Annotated in this window: 12 protein-coding genes and 2 pseudogenes; 9 read left to right on the top strand and 5 right to left on the bottom strand. The window is 70.4% G+C overall.

All coding sequences use genetic code 11. From position 1 onward, the window contains the following. The first annotated feature begins 38 nt into the window (after positions 1-38). A pseudogene (locus tag R2B67_RS27280) lies at positions 39-860 on the top strand (IS5 family transposase). 14 nt (positions 861-874) lie between these two features. Continuing rightward, positions 875-1474 (top strand): annotated as a pseudogene (locus R2B67_RS27275) (tyrosine-type recombinase/integrase); the annotation flags it as partial. Positions 1475-1568: 94 nt separating this feature from the next. Here the strand turns inward: R2B67_RS27275 and glnA are convergent. Then, positions 1569-2930: a gamma-glutamylpolyamine synthetase GlnA2 gene (glnA, locus tag R2B67_RS27270; RefSeq protein WP_003969536.1), complete on the bottom strand. Its 1362-nt coding sequence runs from the start codon at positions 2928-2930 to the stop codon at positions 1569-1571. 242 nt (positions 2931-3172) lie between these two features. Between glnA and R2B67_RS27265 the strand changes: the two genes are divergently transcribed. From R2B67_RS27265 to R2B67_RS27240, 6 genes are all read left to right on the top strand, one after another. Further along, complete coding sequence (locus R2B67_RS27265; RefSeq protein ID WP_317821744.1) at positions 3173-3865, top strand: thioredoxin-like domain-containing protein; 693 nt, start codon at positions 3173-3175, stop codon at positions 3863-3865. Then, complete coding sequence (locus R2B67_RS27260) at positions 3862-4560, top strand: DUF305 domain-containing protein (protein ID WP_317821742.1); 699 nt, start codon at positions 3862-3864, stop codon at positions 4558-4560. Before R2B67_RS27265 ends, R2B67_RS27260 begins: the two co-directional genes overlap by 4 nt. Before the next feature lie 152 nt (positions 4561-4712). Then, positions 4713-5138 (top strand): CBS domain-containing protein, encoded by a 426-nt coding sequence (locus R2B67_RS27255; protein WP_018511825.1) that lies wholly within the window; start codon positions 4713-4715, stop codon positions 5136-5138. 87 nt (positions 5139-5225) lie between these two features. After that, positions 5226-5690 (top strand): hypothetical protein, encoded by a 465-nt coding sequence (locus tag R2B67_RS27250; protein WP_317821740.1) that lies wholly within the window; start codon positions 5226-5228, stop codon positions 5688-5690. 73 nt (positions 5691-5763) lie between these two features. Next, positions 5764-7347: a multicopper oxidase family protein gene (locus R2B67_RS27245; RefSeq protein WP_317821739.1), complete on the top strand. Its 1584-nt coding sequence runs from the start codon at positions 5764-5766 to the stop codon at positions 7345-7347. 80 nt (positions 7348-7427) lie between these two features. Further along, on the top strand, positions 7428-9182 hold the full coding sequence (locus R2B67_RS27240; protein ID WP_317821738.1) for an NAD+ synthase: 1755 nt from the start codon (positions 7428-7430) through the stop codon (positions 9180-9182). 127 nt (positions 9183-9309) lie between these two features. On the opposite strand, the gene R2B67_RS27235 is transcribed toward R2B67_RS27240, so the two are convergent. The 4 genes from R2B67_RS27235 to R2B67_RS27220 all read right to left on the bottom strand — a co-directional run bounded on the left by R2B67_RS27235 (position 9310) and on the right by R2B67_RS27220 (position 14377). Continuing rightward, positions 9310-10542 (bottom strand): MFS transporter, encoded by a 1233-nt coding sequence (locus R2B67_RS27235; protein ID WP_018511821.1) that lies wholly within the window; start codon positions 10540-10542, stop codon positions 9310-9312. Positions 10543-10704: 162 nt separating this feature from the next. Continuing rightward, positions 10705-11730: an endonuclease/exonuclease/phosphatase family protein gene (locus tag R2B67_RS27230; RefSeq protein ID WP_317821736.1), complete on the bottom strand. Its 1026-nt coding sequence runs from the start codon at positions 11728-11730 to the stop codon at positions 10705-10707. 205 nt (positions 11731-11935) lie between these two features. Then, positions 11936-12598 carry a TetR/AcrR family transcriptional regulator gene (locus tag R2B67_RS27225; protein ID WP_381073907.1) on the bottom strand — a complete coding sequence of 221 codons (663 nt, stop codon included), beginning with the start codon at positions 12596-12598 and terminating at the stop codon, positions 11936-11938. A 150-nt stretch (positions 12599-12748) separates the two neighbouring features. Next, positions 12749-14377: an MFS transporter gene (locus R2B67_RS27220; RefSeq protein ID WP_018511818.1), complete on the bottom strand. Its 1629-nt coding sequence runs from the start codon at positions 14375-14377 to the stop codon at positions 12749-12751. A 183-nt stretch (positions 14378-14560) separates the two neighbouring features. Here R2B67_RS27220 and panB point away from each other — a divergent pair, with 183 nt between their 5' ends. Further along, a complete protein-coding gene (panB, locus tag R2B67_RS27215; protein WP_317821733.1) occupies positions 14561-15451 on the top strand; it encodes a 3-methyl-2-oxobutanoate hydroxymethyltransferase in 891 nt (296 codons plus the stop codon). Positions 15452-15554: the final 103 nt, after the last annotated feature.

Raw genomic sequence — 15554 nt, 5'->3', positions numbered from 1 at the left:
AGGTGGACCGGTCCTGTTGGCCATGTCCGCCTCATGAGTTGAGCGTTTGGCGGGCATGGGGACTTCGCCGTGGATCGTGTCGGATGACCTGTGGGAGCGGATAGAACCGTTGCTGCCGCGCAAGGAACGCCGGTTTCGGCACCCTGGACGGAAGCCACTGCCGGACCGGCAGGTGCTGTGCGGCATCCTCTTCGTGCTGCACACCGGCATCCGGTGGGAGTACCTGCCAAAGGAGTTGGGCTTCGGGTCAGGCATGACGTGCTGGCGTCGGCTGCGGGACTGGAACGAGGCCGACGTCTGGCAGCAGCTGCACGAGGTGCTGCTGGCCGAGCTCAACGCGGCGGCCCGTCTCGACTGGTCGCGGGCCGTGGTCGACTCCAGCCACGTGCCGGCCATACAAGGGGGAGCCGGACGGGACCGAGTCCGGTCGACCGTGGCCGAACCGGATCGAAACACCACCTGATCCCCGACGGACACGGCACTCCGCTCGCCGTGATCCTCACCCGGCGGCAACCGCAACGACGTCACCCAGCTCATGCCACTCATCGACGCCATCCCACCCACCAGAGGCAGGACCGGACACCCCCCGACACAAGCCGGACTCAGTCTTCGCCGACCGCGGCTACGACCACGACATCTACCGCAACCAGGTCCGCTAACGCTGCATCGTGCCAGCCATCGCCCGCCGCGGCACTCTCCACGGCACCGGACTGGGAACCTACCGCTGAGTCGTCGAACGCAGCTTCGCCTGGCTCCACAGCTTCAAACGCCTCCGCATCCGCTGGGAACGCCGAGCCGACATCCACGAAGCCTTCCTCAAACTCGCCTGCTGCCTCATCACCCACCGACAGATCAACTGATTGTGTTAGCCGCTGTTAGGCAGGGGGAGGTCTTCAGCCTCCCGGCTGAAGAAATCGACTACGCCGCAGGGTTGGGTGCACGTCGGGTACCAGGTGAAGGTCGCCAACGGGCAGTTGGTCTTCAGTCCACCGAAACGCAACAAGGAGCGCGACGTGCCCCCGCCCGAGAGAGTGGGGAAGTGCTCCAGCAGCACCAGGAGGCGCTCCCTCCTGTGGCGGTCACGCTGCCGTGGTTGCGCCCGGACGGCCCACTCGTCACGAAGCAGCTGCTGTTCACGCGCGCCGATGGCAGCGGGGCGATCCGGCGTACGGACTTCAACACCCGCCTCTGGAAGCCGGCGCTCGTCGAGGCCGGTGTCCTATGGAAGCCGGAACCCGGCGAGCGGCACCAGGCCGCCCGTGAGCATGGCATGCACGCGCTGCGACACTTCTACGCCTCGGTACTCCTGGACGCCGACGAGAGCATCAAGGCGCTGAGCACGTACCTCGGGCACAGTGACCCCGGAGTCACCCTGCGGGTGTACACGCACCTCATGCCCAGCAGCGAGGGTCGCACCAGGAAGGCCGTGAACAGGATGTACGAGGCCGCCAATGCGCCGCCCGACGGCCCATAGACGGCCCGGCAGGCGTGAAGCGGCTTCGGGCACGACCGTGTCGCACGGTCGGGCCCGAAGCCTCACATCCAGGCTCCACACTTCTGACCAGCCCCTACAGCACCGGCAGCAGGTTCTTCAGCTCGAAAGCCGTCACCTCGCTGCGGTACTCCTCCCACTCCTGCTTCTTGTTGCGGAGGAAGAAGTCGAAGACGTGCTCGCCCAGCGTTTCGGCGACCAGTTCGCTCTTCTCCATCAGGGAGATCGCCTCGCCCAGGTTCTGCGGGAGCGGTTCGATGCCCATCGCTCGGCGTTCCGCGTCGGAGAGGGCCCAGACGTCGTCGTCGGCGCCGGCCGGGAGTTCGTAGCCCTCCTCGATGCCCTTGAGGCCTGCGGCGAGCAGGACCGCGTACGTCAGGTACGGGTTGGCGCCGGAGTCGATGGAGCGGACCTCCACGCGGGCCGAACCCGTCTTGCCGGGCTTGTACATCGGGACGCGGATGAGGGCCGAGCGGTTGTTGTGGCCCCAGCAGATGTACGAGGGAGCCTCGCCGCCGGCGCCGGCGGCGCGGGACGAGCCGCCCCAGATGCGCTTGTAGGAGTTGACCCACTGGTTGGTGACGGCCGAGATCTCCGCCGCGTGCGTCAGCAGGCCCGCGATGAACGAGCGGCCCACCTTGGAGAGCTGGTACTCCGCGCCCGACTCGTAGAACGCGTTGCGGTCGCCCTCGAAGAGGGAGAGGTGGGTGTGCATCCCCGAACCCGGGTACTCCGAGAACGGCTTCGGCATGAACGTGGCCTGCACGCCCTGCTCCAGCGCCACCTGCTTCATCACCAGACGGAACGTCATGATGTTGTCCGCCGTGGAGAGCGCGTCCGCGTAGCGGAGGTCGATCTCCTGCTGGCCGGGGGCGCCCTCGTGGTGGCTGAACTCCACCGAGATACCCATCGATTCGAGCATGGTGATCGCCTGGCGGCGGAAGTCCATGCCGACGTTCTGCGGGGTGTGGTCGAAGTAGCCCGAGCTGTCCGCCGGGGTCGGGCGCGTGCCGTCGACCGGCTTGTTCTTCAGGAGGAAGAACTCGATCTCGGGGTGGGTGTAGAAGGTGAAGCCGAGGTCGGACGTCTTGGCGAGGATCCGCTTCAGTACGTAGCGCGGGTCCGCGAAGGACGGGGAGCCGTCCGGCATGAGGATGTCGCAGAACATCCGCGCGGTGCCCGGAGCCTCCGCGCGCCACGGCAGGATCTGGAAGGTGCCCGGGTCCGGCTTGGCGATCATGTCCGATTCGTACACCCGGGCGAAGCCCTCGATCGCCGAGCCGTCGAAGCCGATGCCCTCGTCGAAGGCCTGCTCCAGCTCGGCCGGGGCCACGGCGACGGACTTGAGGAACCCGAGGACGTCGGTGAACCACAGCCGCACGAAGCGGATGTCGCGCTCCTCAAGGGTCCTGAGGACGAATTCCTGCTGCTTGTCCATTGCCACATCCTTGCAGTTCAGACGGTCCGTGCACCACCGCCCGGGGTAGGGGGACACTTCAGTATCGCGACCCGGGATTTCCCCCAGATTACGCACACGGTGTGAGAGAGAGCACTCGGCCACCCACTACGATCGGCGACCGTGGCGTACGGGGGCCGCGGCGGCTCTCCCGCCCGCCCGCGCGCGTCGGTCACCGGACCGGCCCCCACCCCTCCCGACTCTTCGCAGAAGGACTCGACGCCATGAGTTTCGGCCCCGGCGGACCCTCGTACGCCACCCCGCCCCAGCAGCCCTCCGACGGTGCCCGTTCCACCCGTAACCGGGCCATCGCCATAGGGCTCAGCGCCGCCGTCGTGGCCGGTCTGGCCGTCTTCGGTACGTACATGGTGCTGGAGACGTCCGAGGCCAAGGAGAACCGGAGCAGCGGTTCCGCCGGCCAGGACGACAAGCCGTCCGGCGGCGACAGCGGCGATACCGGTGGGGCCATCGCGGGGCTCAGGTCCTGGAATGGAGCCGAGCTCGGACGCAACCACTCCGCCGGGGACGTCGATTATCCGATGACCCCTCCCGTCGGCGGCGACCACAACCCGTCCTGGCTCAACTGCGACGGCGACGTATACGAAAAGGCCGTCCCGAACGTCAACGCGGTGCACTCCCTGGAGCACGGCGCGGTCTGGGTCACGTACAGCGCCAAAGCCGCCGAGGGGGATGTGGCCAAGCTCGCCGAGCGGGTCCGGAGCACCCCGTTCACCCTCATGAGCCCGTACGCGGACCAGGAAGGCGCCATCACGCTCAGCGCCTGGGGCAAGCAGGTCACCGTGGACAGCGCCGACGACCGGCGCGTGGACCAGTTCCTCGCGCAGTACGTCCAGGGGCCGCAGACCCCCGAGCCCGGCGCCCCCTGCACCGGCGGGCTGGAGACGGTACCGCAGTGACCGCCGACGCCGGGCGGACAGCCGACAGCGAGGGGCGGGGCCGGACGCGTCGTGTGCGGTGGGTCGCCGGGGGTGCCGTGGGTCTTGCCCTGGTCTTCGCCGGGGTCGCCGCCTTCGCCTCCGCGCGGGGGGACGGCGGGAGTGATGTTCCGGCCGCCGATTCCGCCGATGCCGGGTTCGCCCGGGACATGGCCGTCCACCACCAGCAGGCCGTGGAGATGTCCTTCATCGTCCGCGACCGTACGGACGACGAGGACGTACGCCGTCTCGCCTACGACATCGCCAACACCCAGGCCAACCAGCGCGGCATGCTGCTCGGCTGGCTCGATCTGTGGGAGCTGCCCAAGGTCGCCCCGGATGGAGCCGGGCCCATGGCGTGGATGGGCGGTGACAGCGAGAAGCACGGTGACCACGCGGGGCATGGAGGGCACGGGACCTCCACCATGCCGGGGATGGCCACCAAGGACGAGCTCAAGCGGCTCGGGTCGTTGCGTGGGGAGGAGGCCGAGGTCTTCTTCCTCCAGTTGATGACCGATCACCACAAGGGCGGCGTCTCCATGGCCGAGGCGTGCGCGTCGCGTTGTGCCGTGCCGGTGGAGAAGCGGCTCGCCCGGGGCATGGTCGAGGGGCAGCAGTCGGAGTTGGGGCTCATGCGCGACATGCTGGCCGCGCGTGGGGCGAAGCCCCGTAGCTGAGCGGGGCCCGTATCAGTCGTATGTCAGTCCGCGGGCCCGTATCAGCGCACCCGAACGGGTGATTGCGGTCGCGCGGGCCGGGCGCGCCGATGACGATGGGTTGCGCTCGGGGCCGTACGGCAGTGCCATCGGCACGCAGGAGGAAATCCCCCATGACGACCGCCAAAGACATCATGCACAGCGGGGCCCGCTGGATCCCCGCCCACGAGACCCTCGACCGTGCGGCGCAGCTGATGCGTGAGCACAACGTGGGCGCGCTGCCCGTCTCCGCCAACGGTGACTCGGACCGGATGGTCGGCATCATCACCGACCGGGACATCGTCGTCGGCTGTGTGGCCAAGGGTCACGACCCGTCGAAGGTGACCGCGGGCGACCTCGCCCAGGGCACGCCGCGCTGGATCGACGCGGAGGCGGATGTGAACGCGGTCCTGGAGGAGATGCAGAACCACCGCATCCGCCGGCTCCCCGTCGTCGAGAACAAGAAGCTCGTCGGCATGATCAGTGAGGCCGATCTCGCGCAGCACCTCACGGAGGAGCAGATCGCGGCCTGGGCTGAGAAGGTCTACTCGCGCAGCTGAGACGCCAGTGCCCTGGAGTGGCCCGGTGCCCCTAGGGGTGCCGGGCCGCTGTTCGTCCGCATACCCGTGGGGGGTAGGGTGGCCGGCATGGCGAGCACGGTCGGCGGAGTCCGGAGCGGGGGCGGAGGCAAGGGCGGCAGCGTGATGTACGGGCAGCTCCTGCTGCTCGCCGCGCTGCTCTTCGGCATCGTCACCATGCATACCGTCGGGCATCCCGCTGAGCATGCCCCGTCGGCTGCGGTGCCGGTGTCCGTGTCGGACGCGGCGGCAGTGCCCGAGGCCCCGTCCGTGGCCATGCACATCGCCATGTCCGACGCCGCGCATTCCTCCCCCGAACACTCCCCCATGAGCGGCATGGACCCGCTCTCCGTCTGCCTCGCCGTCCTCGGCGCCTGGGGGCTCGCCCTCGTCGGTGCCTGGCTGCTGCTCGGGCTGCGCGCGGACGGGCGGGCCCTCGGTACGCCGGTGGGTACGGGGCTTCTGCGGGTGCTGCGGCCGAATCCACCGCCTCCGATATCGGTGCTCGCCAGCGTTTCGGTGCTGCGTATTTAGGAGTGGGCGTCTCACCTCCGCCCCTTCACCCGAACCACATTCGCAGTCACAGCTCTTCAGAGGTGTCTTCAGCATGCCCATGTACCAACCCACACGACGCGCCGTGCTCGGCGCCGCTCTCGCCGTCGCCGGTACGGGAGTCCTCGCCGCCTGTTCCGACGGCGGCGGCCACGGCGGGGCCCATGCCCCCGGCGGCGCCCAGGACTCCGGTACGTACGTCTCCCCCGGCGGCAAGGAGGTCGCGGCGGCCGAGAAGGCGCGCGGCTCCGGTCCCGTACGCGAGGTCTCCCTCACCGCCACCCGTACCCGGCTCGATCTGGGCGGCTCCACCACCGTCGCCTCCTGGGCGTACGGGGACCGGCTGCCCGGCCGTGAGGTGCGGGTGACCGCCGGGGAGACCCTCGATCTGACCCTGGCCAACCACCTCCCCCAGCCCACCTCGATGCACTGGCACGGGCTCGCCCTGCGCAACGACATGGACGGGGTTCCCGGGCTCACCCAGCGGGCCATCGCGCCGGGGGGCGACTTCCGGTACCGGTTCGCGGTGCCGCACCCGGGGACGTACTGGTTCCACCCGCACTCCGGCGTCCAGCAGGACCGGGGGCTGTACGCGCCGCTGATCGTGGAGGACCCGAAGGAGCCGTTGGCGTACGACAAGGAGTGGGTCGTCGTCCTCGATGACTGGGTCGACGGGGTGGACGGGGCGACGCCCGACGCCGTGCTCAAGGAGCTGTCCGGGGGCATGAGTGACGGGATGGATCATGGTGCGCACACCATGTCGGGGGCCGAGGCCTCGGAAGCGGACGATCCGGACGGCGGCTCGCCCTCGCGGATGATGATGGGCGCCCGCAGTGAGCTGCTCGGCGGGGACGCCGGTGATGTCGCCTATCCGTACTACCTCGTCAACGGGCGGGTGGCCGACGATCCGGAGGTGTTCCGCGCGCGGGCCGGTGACCGGATCCGGCTGCGGATCATCAACGCCGGCGGCGACACCGCCTTCCGCGTCGCGCTCGGCGGGCACCGGCTGACCGTGACGCACACCGACGGCTTCCCCGTCCGGCATGGCGAGGGGGACGCGCTGCTGCTGGGGATGGGCGAGCGGTACGACGTCCTCGTCACCGCCGGGGACGGGGCCTTCCCGCTCGTCGCCCTGGCGGAGGGGAAGGACGCGACCGCCCTCGCCGTGCTGCGGACCGGCGGCGGTGCCGCGCCCGGAGCCTCCGTACGGCCGAAGGAGCTGGACGGGAAGCTCGTGCAGGCGGGGCGGCTGGTGCCGGATCCGTCGGTGGCGCTGGCCGAGCGCGCGCCGGACCGGACCATCCGGATGCGGCTCACCGGCGGGATGGCCGACTACGACTGGGCCTTCGACGGGCAGCCGTACGACGCAAAGCAGCGGCGGCCGGTGGAGGCGGGCGAGCGGGTGCGGGTCGTCTTCGACAACGGGACGGCCATGTGGCATCCGCTCCATCTGCACGGGCACACGTTCGCGCTGGGCGGGAACGCCGCCGGGGCCCGTAAGGACACCGCGATCGTCCTGCCGCACCGGTCGCTGACCGTGGAGTTCGACGCCGACAACCCGGGGCTGTGGATGGTCCACTGCCACAACGTCTACCACGCGGAGGCGGGGATGATGACGGTCCTGGGGTACCGGGGCTGACCTGCGCTTCCTGGTGGCCCGGGCAGATTTTGCCCGGGTCACCAGGACATCGCGTCAGAAAGACGATTACACTGGCGGACGTGCCTCAACTACGCCTCGCACTGAATCAGATCGACTCGACCGTCGGCGACCTCGCCGGTAACTCCGAGGCGATCGTCCACTGGACCCGACACGCCGCCGAGCAGGGCGCCCACCTCGTGGCGTTCCCCGAGATGGTGCTGACCGGATACCCCGTCGAGGACCTGGCGCTGCGGTCGTCCTTCGTCGAGGCCTCGCGGGAGGCGCTGCGCGCGCTGGCCGCCCGGCTCGACGCGGAGGGCTTCGGCGAGCTGCCGGTCGTCGTCGGCTACCTGGACCGCTCCGAGCACGACGCCGCGCGGTACGGGCAGCCCGCCGGTTCCCCGCGCAACGCGGCGGCCGTGCTGCACCGCGGCGGGATCGCGCTCAACTTCGCCAAGCACCACCTGCCGAACTACGGGGTGTTCGACGAGTTCCGGTACTTCGTGCCGGGCGACTCGATGCCCGTCGTACGCGTCCACGGCATCGATGTCGCCCTCGCCATCTGCGAGGACCTCTGGCAGGACGGCGGGCGCGTCCCGGCCGCCCGGTCCGCCGGGGCCGGGCTGCTGCTGTCGATCAACGCCTCGCCGTACGAGCGGGACAAGGACGACACCCGGCTCGACCTGGTCCGCAAGCGGGCCCGGGAGGCCGGCTGCACGACCGCGTATCTGGCGATGATCGGCGGGCAGGACGAGCTGGTCTTCGACGGGGACTCGATCGTCGTCGACAAGGAGGGCGAGGTCATCGCCCGTGCCCCGCAGTTCTCCGAGGGCAGCGTGATCCTTGATCTGGAGCTGCCGGCGGCGGCCACCGTGGCGCCCTCGGGTGTGGTGGACGACGGGCTGCGGATCGACCATGTGGTGCTGTCGGACCGGCCCGTGGACGCGTACGAGCCGGAGCTCACGGGCGGGTACGCGGAGCGGCTGGACGACGACGAGGAGATCTACTCGGCGCTGGTGGTCGGGCTCCGTGCGTACGCTGCGAAGAACGGTTTCAGCAGTGTGCTGCTCGGGCTCTCCGGCGGGATCGACTCGGCGCTCTGCGCGGCCATCGCGTGCGATGCGCTCGGGGCGGAGAACGTGTATGGCGTGTCCATGCCGTCGAAGTACTCCTCGGACCACTCCAAGGGGGACGCCGCCGAGCTGGCGCGGCGGACCGGGCTCAACTTCCGTACGGTGTCGATCGCGCCGATGTTCGACGCCTACATGGGCGCGCTCGGACTCACCGGGCTGGCGGAGGAGAACCTCCAGGCGCGGCTGCGCGGGACGACGCTGATGGGCATCTCCAACCAGGAGGGGCAGATCGTGCTGGCGCCCGGCAACAAGTCGGAGCTGGCGGTCGGTTACTCCACGCTGTACGGGGACGCGGTGGGCGCGTACGGGCCGATCAAGGACGTGTACAAGTCGTCGGTGTTCCGGCTGGCGAAGTGGCGGAACCGGGCGGCGGAGGAGCGGGGGCAGACGCCGCCGATCCCCGAGGCCTCGATCACCAAGCCGCCGAGCGCGGAGCTGCGGCCGGGGCAGGTCGACACGGACTCGCTGCCGGACTACGACGTGCTGGACGCGATCCTGGAGCTGTACGTGGACCGGGATCAGGGGATGGATTCCATCGTGGCGGCCGGGTTCGATGCGGAGCTGGTGGCGAAGACGTTGCGGATGGTGGATACCGCGGAGTACAAGCGGCGGCAGTATCCGCCGGGGACGAAGATCTCGCCGAAGGGGTTCGGGAAGGACCGGCGGTTGCCGATCACCAACCGGTGGCGCGAGTCGTCCTAGCGGGGTGGGGCGGTTACCGGGGGCGCCCGGTGGCCGCCTTTGTCCTCAAGCGCCGGACGGGCTGGAATGGCCCGACGGGCCCGGGAGTCACGTGGCCGCGGGCCCGTCCGGCGTAACGGTTCCGTCCTCAAACGCCGGACGGGCTGGAGGGGGTGTCGGACAGGCTTGAGTTGGCCGGATTGTCGGCTGAATTGACCACCACCAGCGACGCCCTTCCCTCTCCCCGGTCCAGGAACCCCGCCGTTGCCGCTATCGCCAGGCCCAGCACCGCCAGCACCGCGCCCACGAAGGCCGGGGACGTCCAGCCCCAGCCGGCCGCGATCGCCACGCCGCCCAGCCAGGCGCCGCCCGCGTTGGCCAGGTTGAAGGCCGAGTGGTTGGAGGCGGAGGCCAGGGTCGGGGCGTCCTTCGCCTTGTTCATGACCAGCATCTGGAGCGGGGTCGTCGTCATGAACCCGACGCCGCCCAGCAGCACCACCATCACCAGCGCCGCCCACTGCACGTGCACCGTGAACGGGAACGCCACCAGCACCACCGCGAGCGCGCCGAGCGAGCCGTACAGGGTCGGGCGCAGGGCGCGGTCCGTGAGGGGGCCCGCGGCCAGGGCGCCCAGGGTCATGCCGATGCCGAAGAGGGCCAGGACGATGGTGACCGAGGACTCGCCGAAGCCCATCGCCTTCGTGGTCATCGCCGAGAGGTACGAGTACACCGCGAAGACCCCGGCGAAGCCGAATACGGCGGTGAGCAGGCCGAGGAGCACCTGGCGGTTGCCGAGGGCGCGGAGTTCGCGGCGGACGTCCTGGTGGGCCTCGACCGGGATGCGCGGCACCAGGCGGGCCAGGGCCGCCATCGCCGTCAGGCCGATCGCCGCGACCACCAGGAAGGTGGCGCGCCAGCCGAGGTGCTGGCCGAGCAGGGTCGCGGCGGGTACGCCGACGATGTTGGCGACCGTCAGGCCGAGGAACATCGTCGCCACCGCCCGCGCCTGGCGGCCCTCGGCGACCAGCCGGGCGGCGACGACCGCGCCGACGCCGAAGAACGCGCCGTGCGGGAGTCCGGCGAGGACACGGCCCGCGAGCAGCCAGCCGAAGTCGGGGGCGAGCGCCGAGGCCAGGTTGCCGATGGTGAACAGCGCCATCAGGAGCAGCAGCATCTTCTTGCGCGGGACGCGGGAGCCGAGGCCGGTGAGCAGGGGTGCGCCGAGGACGACGCCGATCGCGTACGCCGATACGAGGTAGCCGGCGGTCGGCACGGAGGTTCCGAGGTCGTCCGCCACGTTGGGCAGCAGGCCCATCATGACGAACTCGGTCGTGCCTATGCCGAAGGCGCTCACGGCCAGAGCGAGCAGGGCCAGGGGCATGGGAAGAACCTTCGCAATCTCGGGGGCGGGGGCAGAAGGAAGAGCCGTCGCCCCGGTGTCCGCACCGGGGCGACGGCTCAGTCTTCGCTTATGTATGCGACTGGAACAAATTGTCGCAGACGCTTTATGCCACGAGATGAACGGGCGGTTGCGTGCTGTCTGTCACAGCTCCACGCGTGCCGCTATCGGCAGGTGGTCGCTGTCCGTGGCCGCCAGGGTCCACGAGGACTTCGGCTCCACGCCCTTCACCATGATCTGGTCGATCCGGGCCATCGGGAACGACGCGGGCCAGCTGAAGCCGAAGCCGTCGCCCGCCGCGCCCTGGGTGGAGCGCATCTGGGAGGTGACCGCGTTCAGGGAGCGGTCGTTCATCGTGCCGTTGAGGTCGCCGAGCAGGACGACGCGCTCGACGGGTTCATCGGCGATGGCCTCGCCGAGGGCGTCGGCGCTGTTGTCGCGCTGGTTGGCGGTGAAGCCCGCGTGCAGCTTCACCCGGACCGACGGCAGGTGGGCCACGTACACCGCGACCTCGCCCTGCGGGGCCTTGACCGTGGAGCGCATGGCCCGGGTCCAGCCCATCTTGATGTCGACCGGCCTGGTGTTGCTGAGCGGGTACTTGCTCCACAGCCCGACGGTGCCCTGGACCGAGTGGTACGGGTAGCGGGCGGCCAGCGACTTCTCGTACGTGGACACCTGCCCGCCCGGCAGCTCCTGGAGGGCCACGACGTCGGCGCCGGAGCCCGCGACCTGCTGGGCGGTGCCCGCCGGGTCGGGGTTGCCCGCGTTGACGTTGTGGGTGGCCACGGTCAGGTCGCCGCCGGTGCCGGACTTGTCGGTGATCAGGCCGCCGAACATGTTGAGCCAGACCACCACCGGGAGCAGCAGGGCGATCAGCGCGGTGGCGGAGCGGCGCAGCAGGGCCAGGAGCAGCAGGAGGGGGACGAACAGCGCTATCCACGGCAGGAACGTCTCGATGAGGCTGCCGAGGTTGCCCACCCGGTTCGGGATCTGCGCGTGGACGACCATCACGAGGGTCAGCACCACCGAGCAGAGGGCCAGGACGATCCCGCGCCGCCAGATTCCCCGGTCCCGGGCCGCTCTCTTCAGGAGGCTCCGGAAGCGGGATTCGTCGGGCTGGGGCCGCTCCGCGCTGCCGTTGCCCGTGTCCGCCCCGTACGCCTGCACCATCGCGCTCGTCCTCACTGCCTTGCCCTACACATCGCCGCGCCCCTCGACCCTAGGTGATGGGTGGCGTCTTTCCCGCCGTCGACGTCCCTCTGCCGGCTTCCCGCTGTTTCCCGCTGTCGACGGCCGCTCTCCGTCAACAGGACGAGCCGAACGGGACGGGAGGTTCCGGTTCAAGCCCGGTCGGTGAGCGCTTGTGACAGAACGATCACACTCGCCCGGCCGCCGGGGCCAGTCCCTGGAGCAGCGTGGCGATGATGCGGTCGACGAGGTCGTCGGGGAGGGGTGCGTCGGGGCGGTGGACGGTACGGACGAGCACCGCGCCGACGAAGAGGTCGTCCATCAGCTCCACGTCGAGGTCGTCGCGCAGCTCTCCGGCGGCGACGGCCCGGCGTACCGCCGCCAGTATCGCGGCGCGGCGGGGGGCGATCACCGTGGTGAAGTACTCGTCCCAGAGCTTCGGGTGGCTCTTCATCTGGGCGAAGATGTTGTGCAGCAGCGCCGAGGAGCGCTGGGCGAGGCCCCGGGTGCGCAGGGATTCCAGCATGATCCGGAGGTCGGCGAGGCCCTCGGTGCCGGAGACGGGCGGGTCGACGGGTTCCATGTCCCGTACGACGTCGACGAAGAGTTCCTCCTTTCCCGTCCAGCGGCGGTAGATCGTCGCCTTGCCCACTCCCGCCGTACGCGCGATGCGTTCGATGGAGAGGCCGGCCAGGGGTTCGCCCGCCTCCAGGAGGGCGATGACGGCGTCCAGGATCGCCCGTTCGGCCGCGGCGGAGCGGGGGCGGCCGCGGCGGGGCTCGGGGCCGGGGCCGGGGGCTGCGTCGGGATCGGGGGCGGGGGCGGGGTCGGGTGTCCCGTCGCCTCGCATGACGCGGTCGCGCTGCTCGCCGTCGTCCTGGTCCCGCACCTGAAGCCGCCTCTCGCCGTGCCGCCGTACGACCGTCGCCGGCCGCCCCGTCCCGTCCGCCCCGATTCTCGCCGACGGGGCGTGGCGGGCCCGCCACTGCCCTCCGTACCGTCAGCGGCCCACCGGCTCCTTCGCGGGCCGGGGCGCCTGGTCCACCGGCTCCGCGGTGCCCGCGCGGGTCCGTCCCGGCAGGTACAGGCCGACGACGAGGGCGCCGATCAGGGCGACGGCCGCCGAGCCCAGCGCGGTCACGTGCATGGCGCTGATGAAGGCGTCGTTGGCGGCGGCGACCAGCGGCTTTCCGGCCACCGGGCCGAGCTTCTCGGCGACGCCGAGCGTGGCCTCGATGGACTCGCCCGCCACCGCCCTGGCCCCGGCCGGGACCGCGCCGAGGTGGCCCTCGATGTCACCCCGGTAGACGGTGGAGAGCACCGAGCCGAGGACCGCGATCCCGAGCGCTCCGCCGACCTGGCGGAAGGTGTTGTTGATGGCCGATCCGGAACCGGCCTTCTCACGGGGCAGCGCCTGCATCACGGCCACAGTGACGGGCGGCATGATGTGCGCCATCCCGGTGCCCTGGACGAAGAAGACGAGGCACAGCACCCACACCGGCGTACCGGTGCCGAACAGGGCGAACGACGCCAGCCCGGCGGCGACCAGCAGCATGCCGACCGTGCAGACCGCGCGGGCGCCGAAGCGGTCCACGACCAGCCGGGCCCGGGGCGCGAAGATCATCTGGGCGGCGGCGAGCGGAACGATCAGCAGGCCCGACTGGAGGGCGCTGTAACCGCGCACGCTCTGGAGGTAGAAGGCGGAGAAGAACGTCACGCCCATGAGCGCGAAGAAGACCAGCGCTATGGCGGCGACGGCGGCGGAGAACGCGGGCTTCCGGAAGTACGTGATGTCGATCGCCGGGTGGCTGCTGCGCTTCTCGTGCCACACGAATCCGGCCAGCACCAGCAGTCCGCCGACGATGGAGAGCAGCACGGTGGTGTCGGTGAAGTCGGCGAGCTCGCCGCCCCGGATGATCCCGTACACCAGCAGGACCAGGCCGACGATGGAGAGCGCGACACCCACCGGGTCGACCTTGCCGGGCTTCGGGTCGCGGGAGTCGGGGACCAGGACGGCCATGGCGATGAGCGCCAGGATCACCACGGGGACGTTCACCAGGAAGATCGAGCCCCACCAGAAGTGCTCCAGGAGCAGCCCGCCGGTGATCGGACCGATCGCGATGCCGAGGCCGACGCTGCCGGCCCAGATGCCGATGGCCTTGGGCTGTTCGTCGCGTTCGAAGACGTTCATCAGGACGGCGAGGGTGGCGGGCATCACGAAGGCCGCCCCGAAGCCCATCAGGGCGCGCCAGGTGATGAGTTCGCCGGGCGATGCGGACAGGGCGGCCAGGGCGGAGCCGATGCCGAAGACCAGGATGCCGAAGAGGAGGACCTTCTTGCGGCCGATGCGGTCGCCGAGCAGGCCCGCGGTGAAGAGGAGTCCGGCGAAGACGAGGGTGTAGGAGTTGATCGCCCACTCCAGCTCGCTCTGGGTGGCGCCGATGCCGGTGGGGGCGGGGCTCGCGATCGTCTTGACCGCGACGTTCAGGATCGAGTTGTCCAGCACCACGATGAGCAGGCTGAACATGAGGACGGTGAGGATCCACCAGCGGCGGCGGTGGATCGCCTCGGGTATGCGGGGCTCGGCGGCCGGAGCGTGCGCGGAGGCGGAAGGTGACGGTGCGGACATGGGGACGAGCCTAACGCCGTTTCGATACGAGACCGTCTCGTATTGTTAAAACTTTGCCCAACGGTGGCCGGCCGGCCGGCGTCGTGCGCACCCACTTCCCGTTTGCCCGGGCGGGATGCCACCATGGAAGGGATCCGGGGACGCCGTCAGGGCGCCTCGAGATGACGAAGGAGTTCACCAGCCATGTCACTTTCGGCTGCACAGAACCAGTCCTCCCCCGCGGGAACCACCGCTTCCGCCCCCGACAGCAGCAAGGCGCTGTACGGAGGGAAGTCCACCCGCCGCATCACGATCCACGACATCGCCGCCGCCACCGAGCGCGGCGAGAAGTGGCCCATGCTCACCGCCTACGACGCGATGACCGCGTCCGTCTTCGACGAGGCGGGCATCCCGGTCATGCTCGTCGGGGACTCGATGGGCAACGTGCACCTCGGCTACGAGACCACCGTGCCCGTCACGATGGACGAGATCGCCATCCTCTCCGCCGCCGTCGTACGCGGCACCAAGCGCGCCCTCGTCGTGGCGGACCTGCCCTTCGGCTCGTACCAGGAAGGCCCCATCCAGGCGCTGCGCAACGCCACCCGGCTGATCAAGGAGTCGGGCGTCGGCGCGGTCAAGCTGGAGGGCGGCGAGCGGTCCCTGGAGCAGATCCGGCTGCTGGTCGAGGCGGGCATCCCGGTCATGGCCCACATCGGCCTGACCCCGCAGTCCGTCAACGCCATGGGCTACCGGGTGCAGGGCCGCGGCGACGAGGCGGCCCACCGGCTGCTGCGCGACGCCAAGGCGGTCCAGGACGCGGGCGCGTTCGCCGTCGTGCTGGAGCTGGTGCCCGAGGAGCTGGCCACCCAGGTCACCCAGACGCTGCACATCCCCACCATCGGCATCGGCGCCGGTGCCGGGACCGACGCGCAGGTGCTCGTCTACACCGACATGGTCGGGCTGACCGGCGGCAAGGTGCCGCGCTTCACCAAGCAGTACGCGAACCTGCGCCAGGTGCTCGGGGACGCGGCGAAGGAGTTCGCCGAGGAGGTCGTGGGCGGTACGTTCCCCGCGCCGGAGCACACCTTCCACTGATCCACCGCCCCTCCGGGGCCCGCGCCTTCCGCTGACCCCGGTCCCCGGGGCCCCATCAGCCATTTCCCGCACCACCGACAGCCCGCCGACATCCCCCATCGGC

Source organism: Streptomyces cyaneofuscatus (genome assembly GCF_033109485.1).
GTDB classification, from domain to species: domain Bacteria; phylum Actinomycetota; class Actinomycetes; order Streptomycetales; family Streptomycetaceae; genus Streptomyces; species Streptomyces cyaneofuscatus.
The sequence above is the reverse complement of the archived record's forward strand: the minus strand, read 5'-3'. Positions and strand labels throughout refer to the sequence as shown.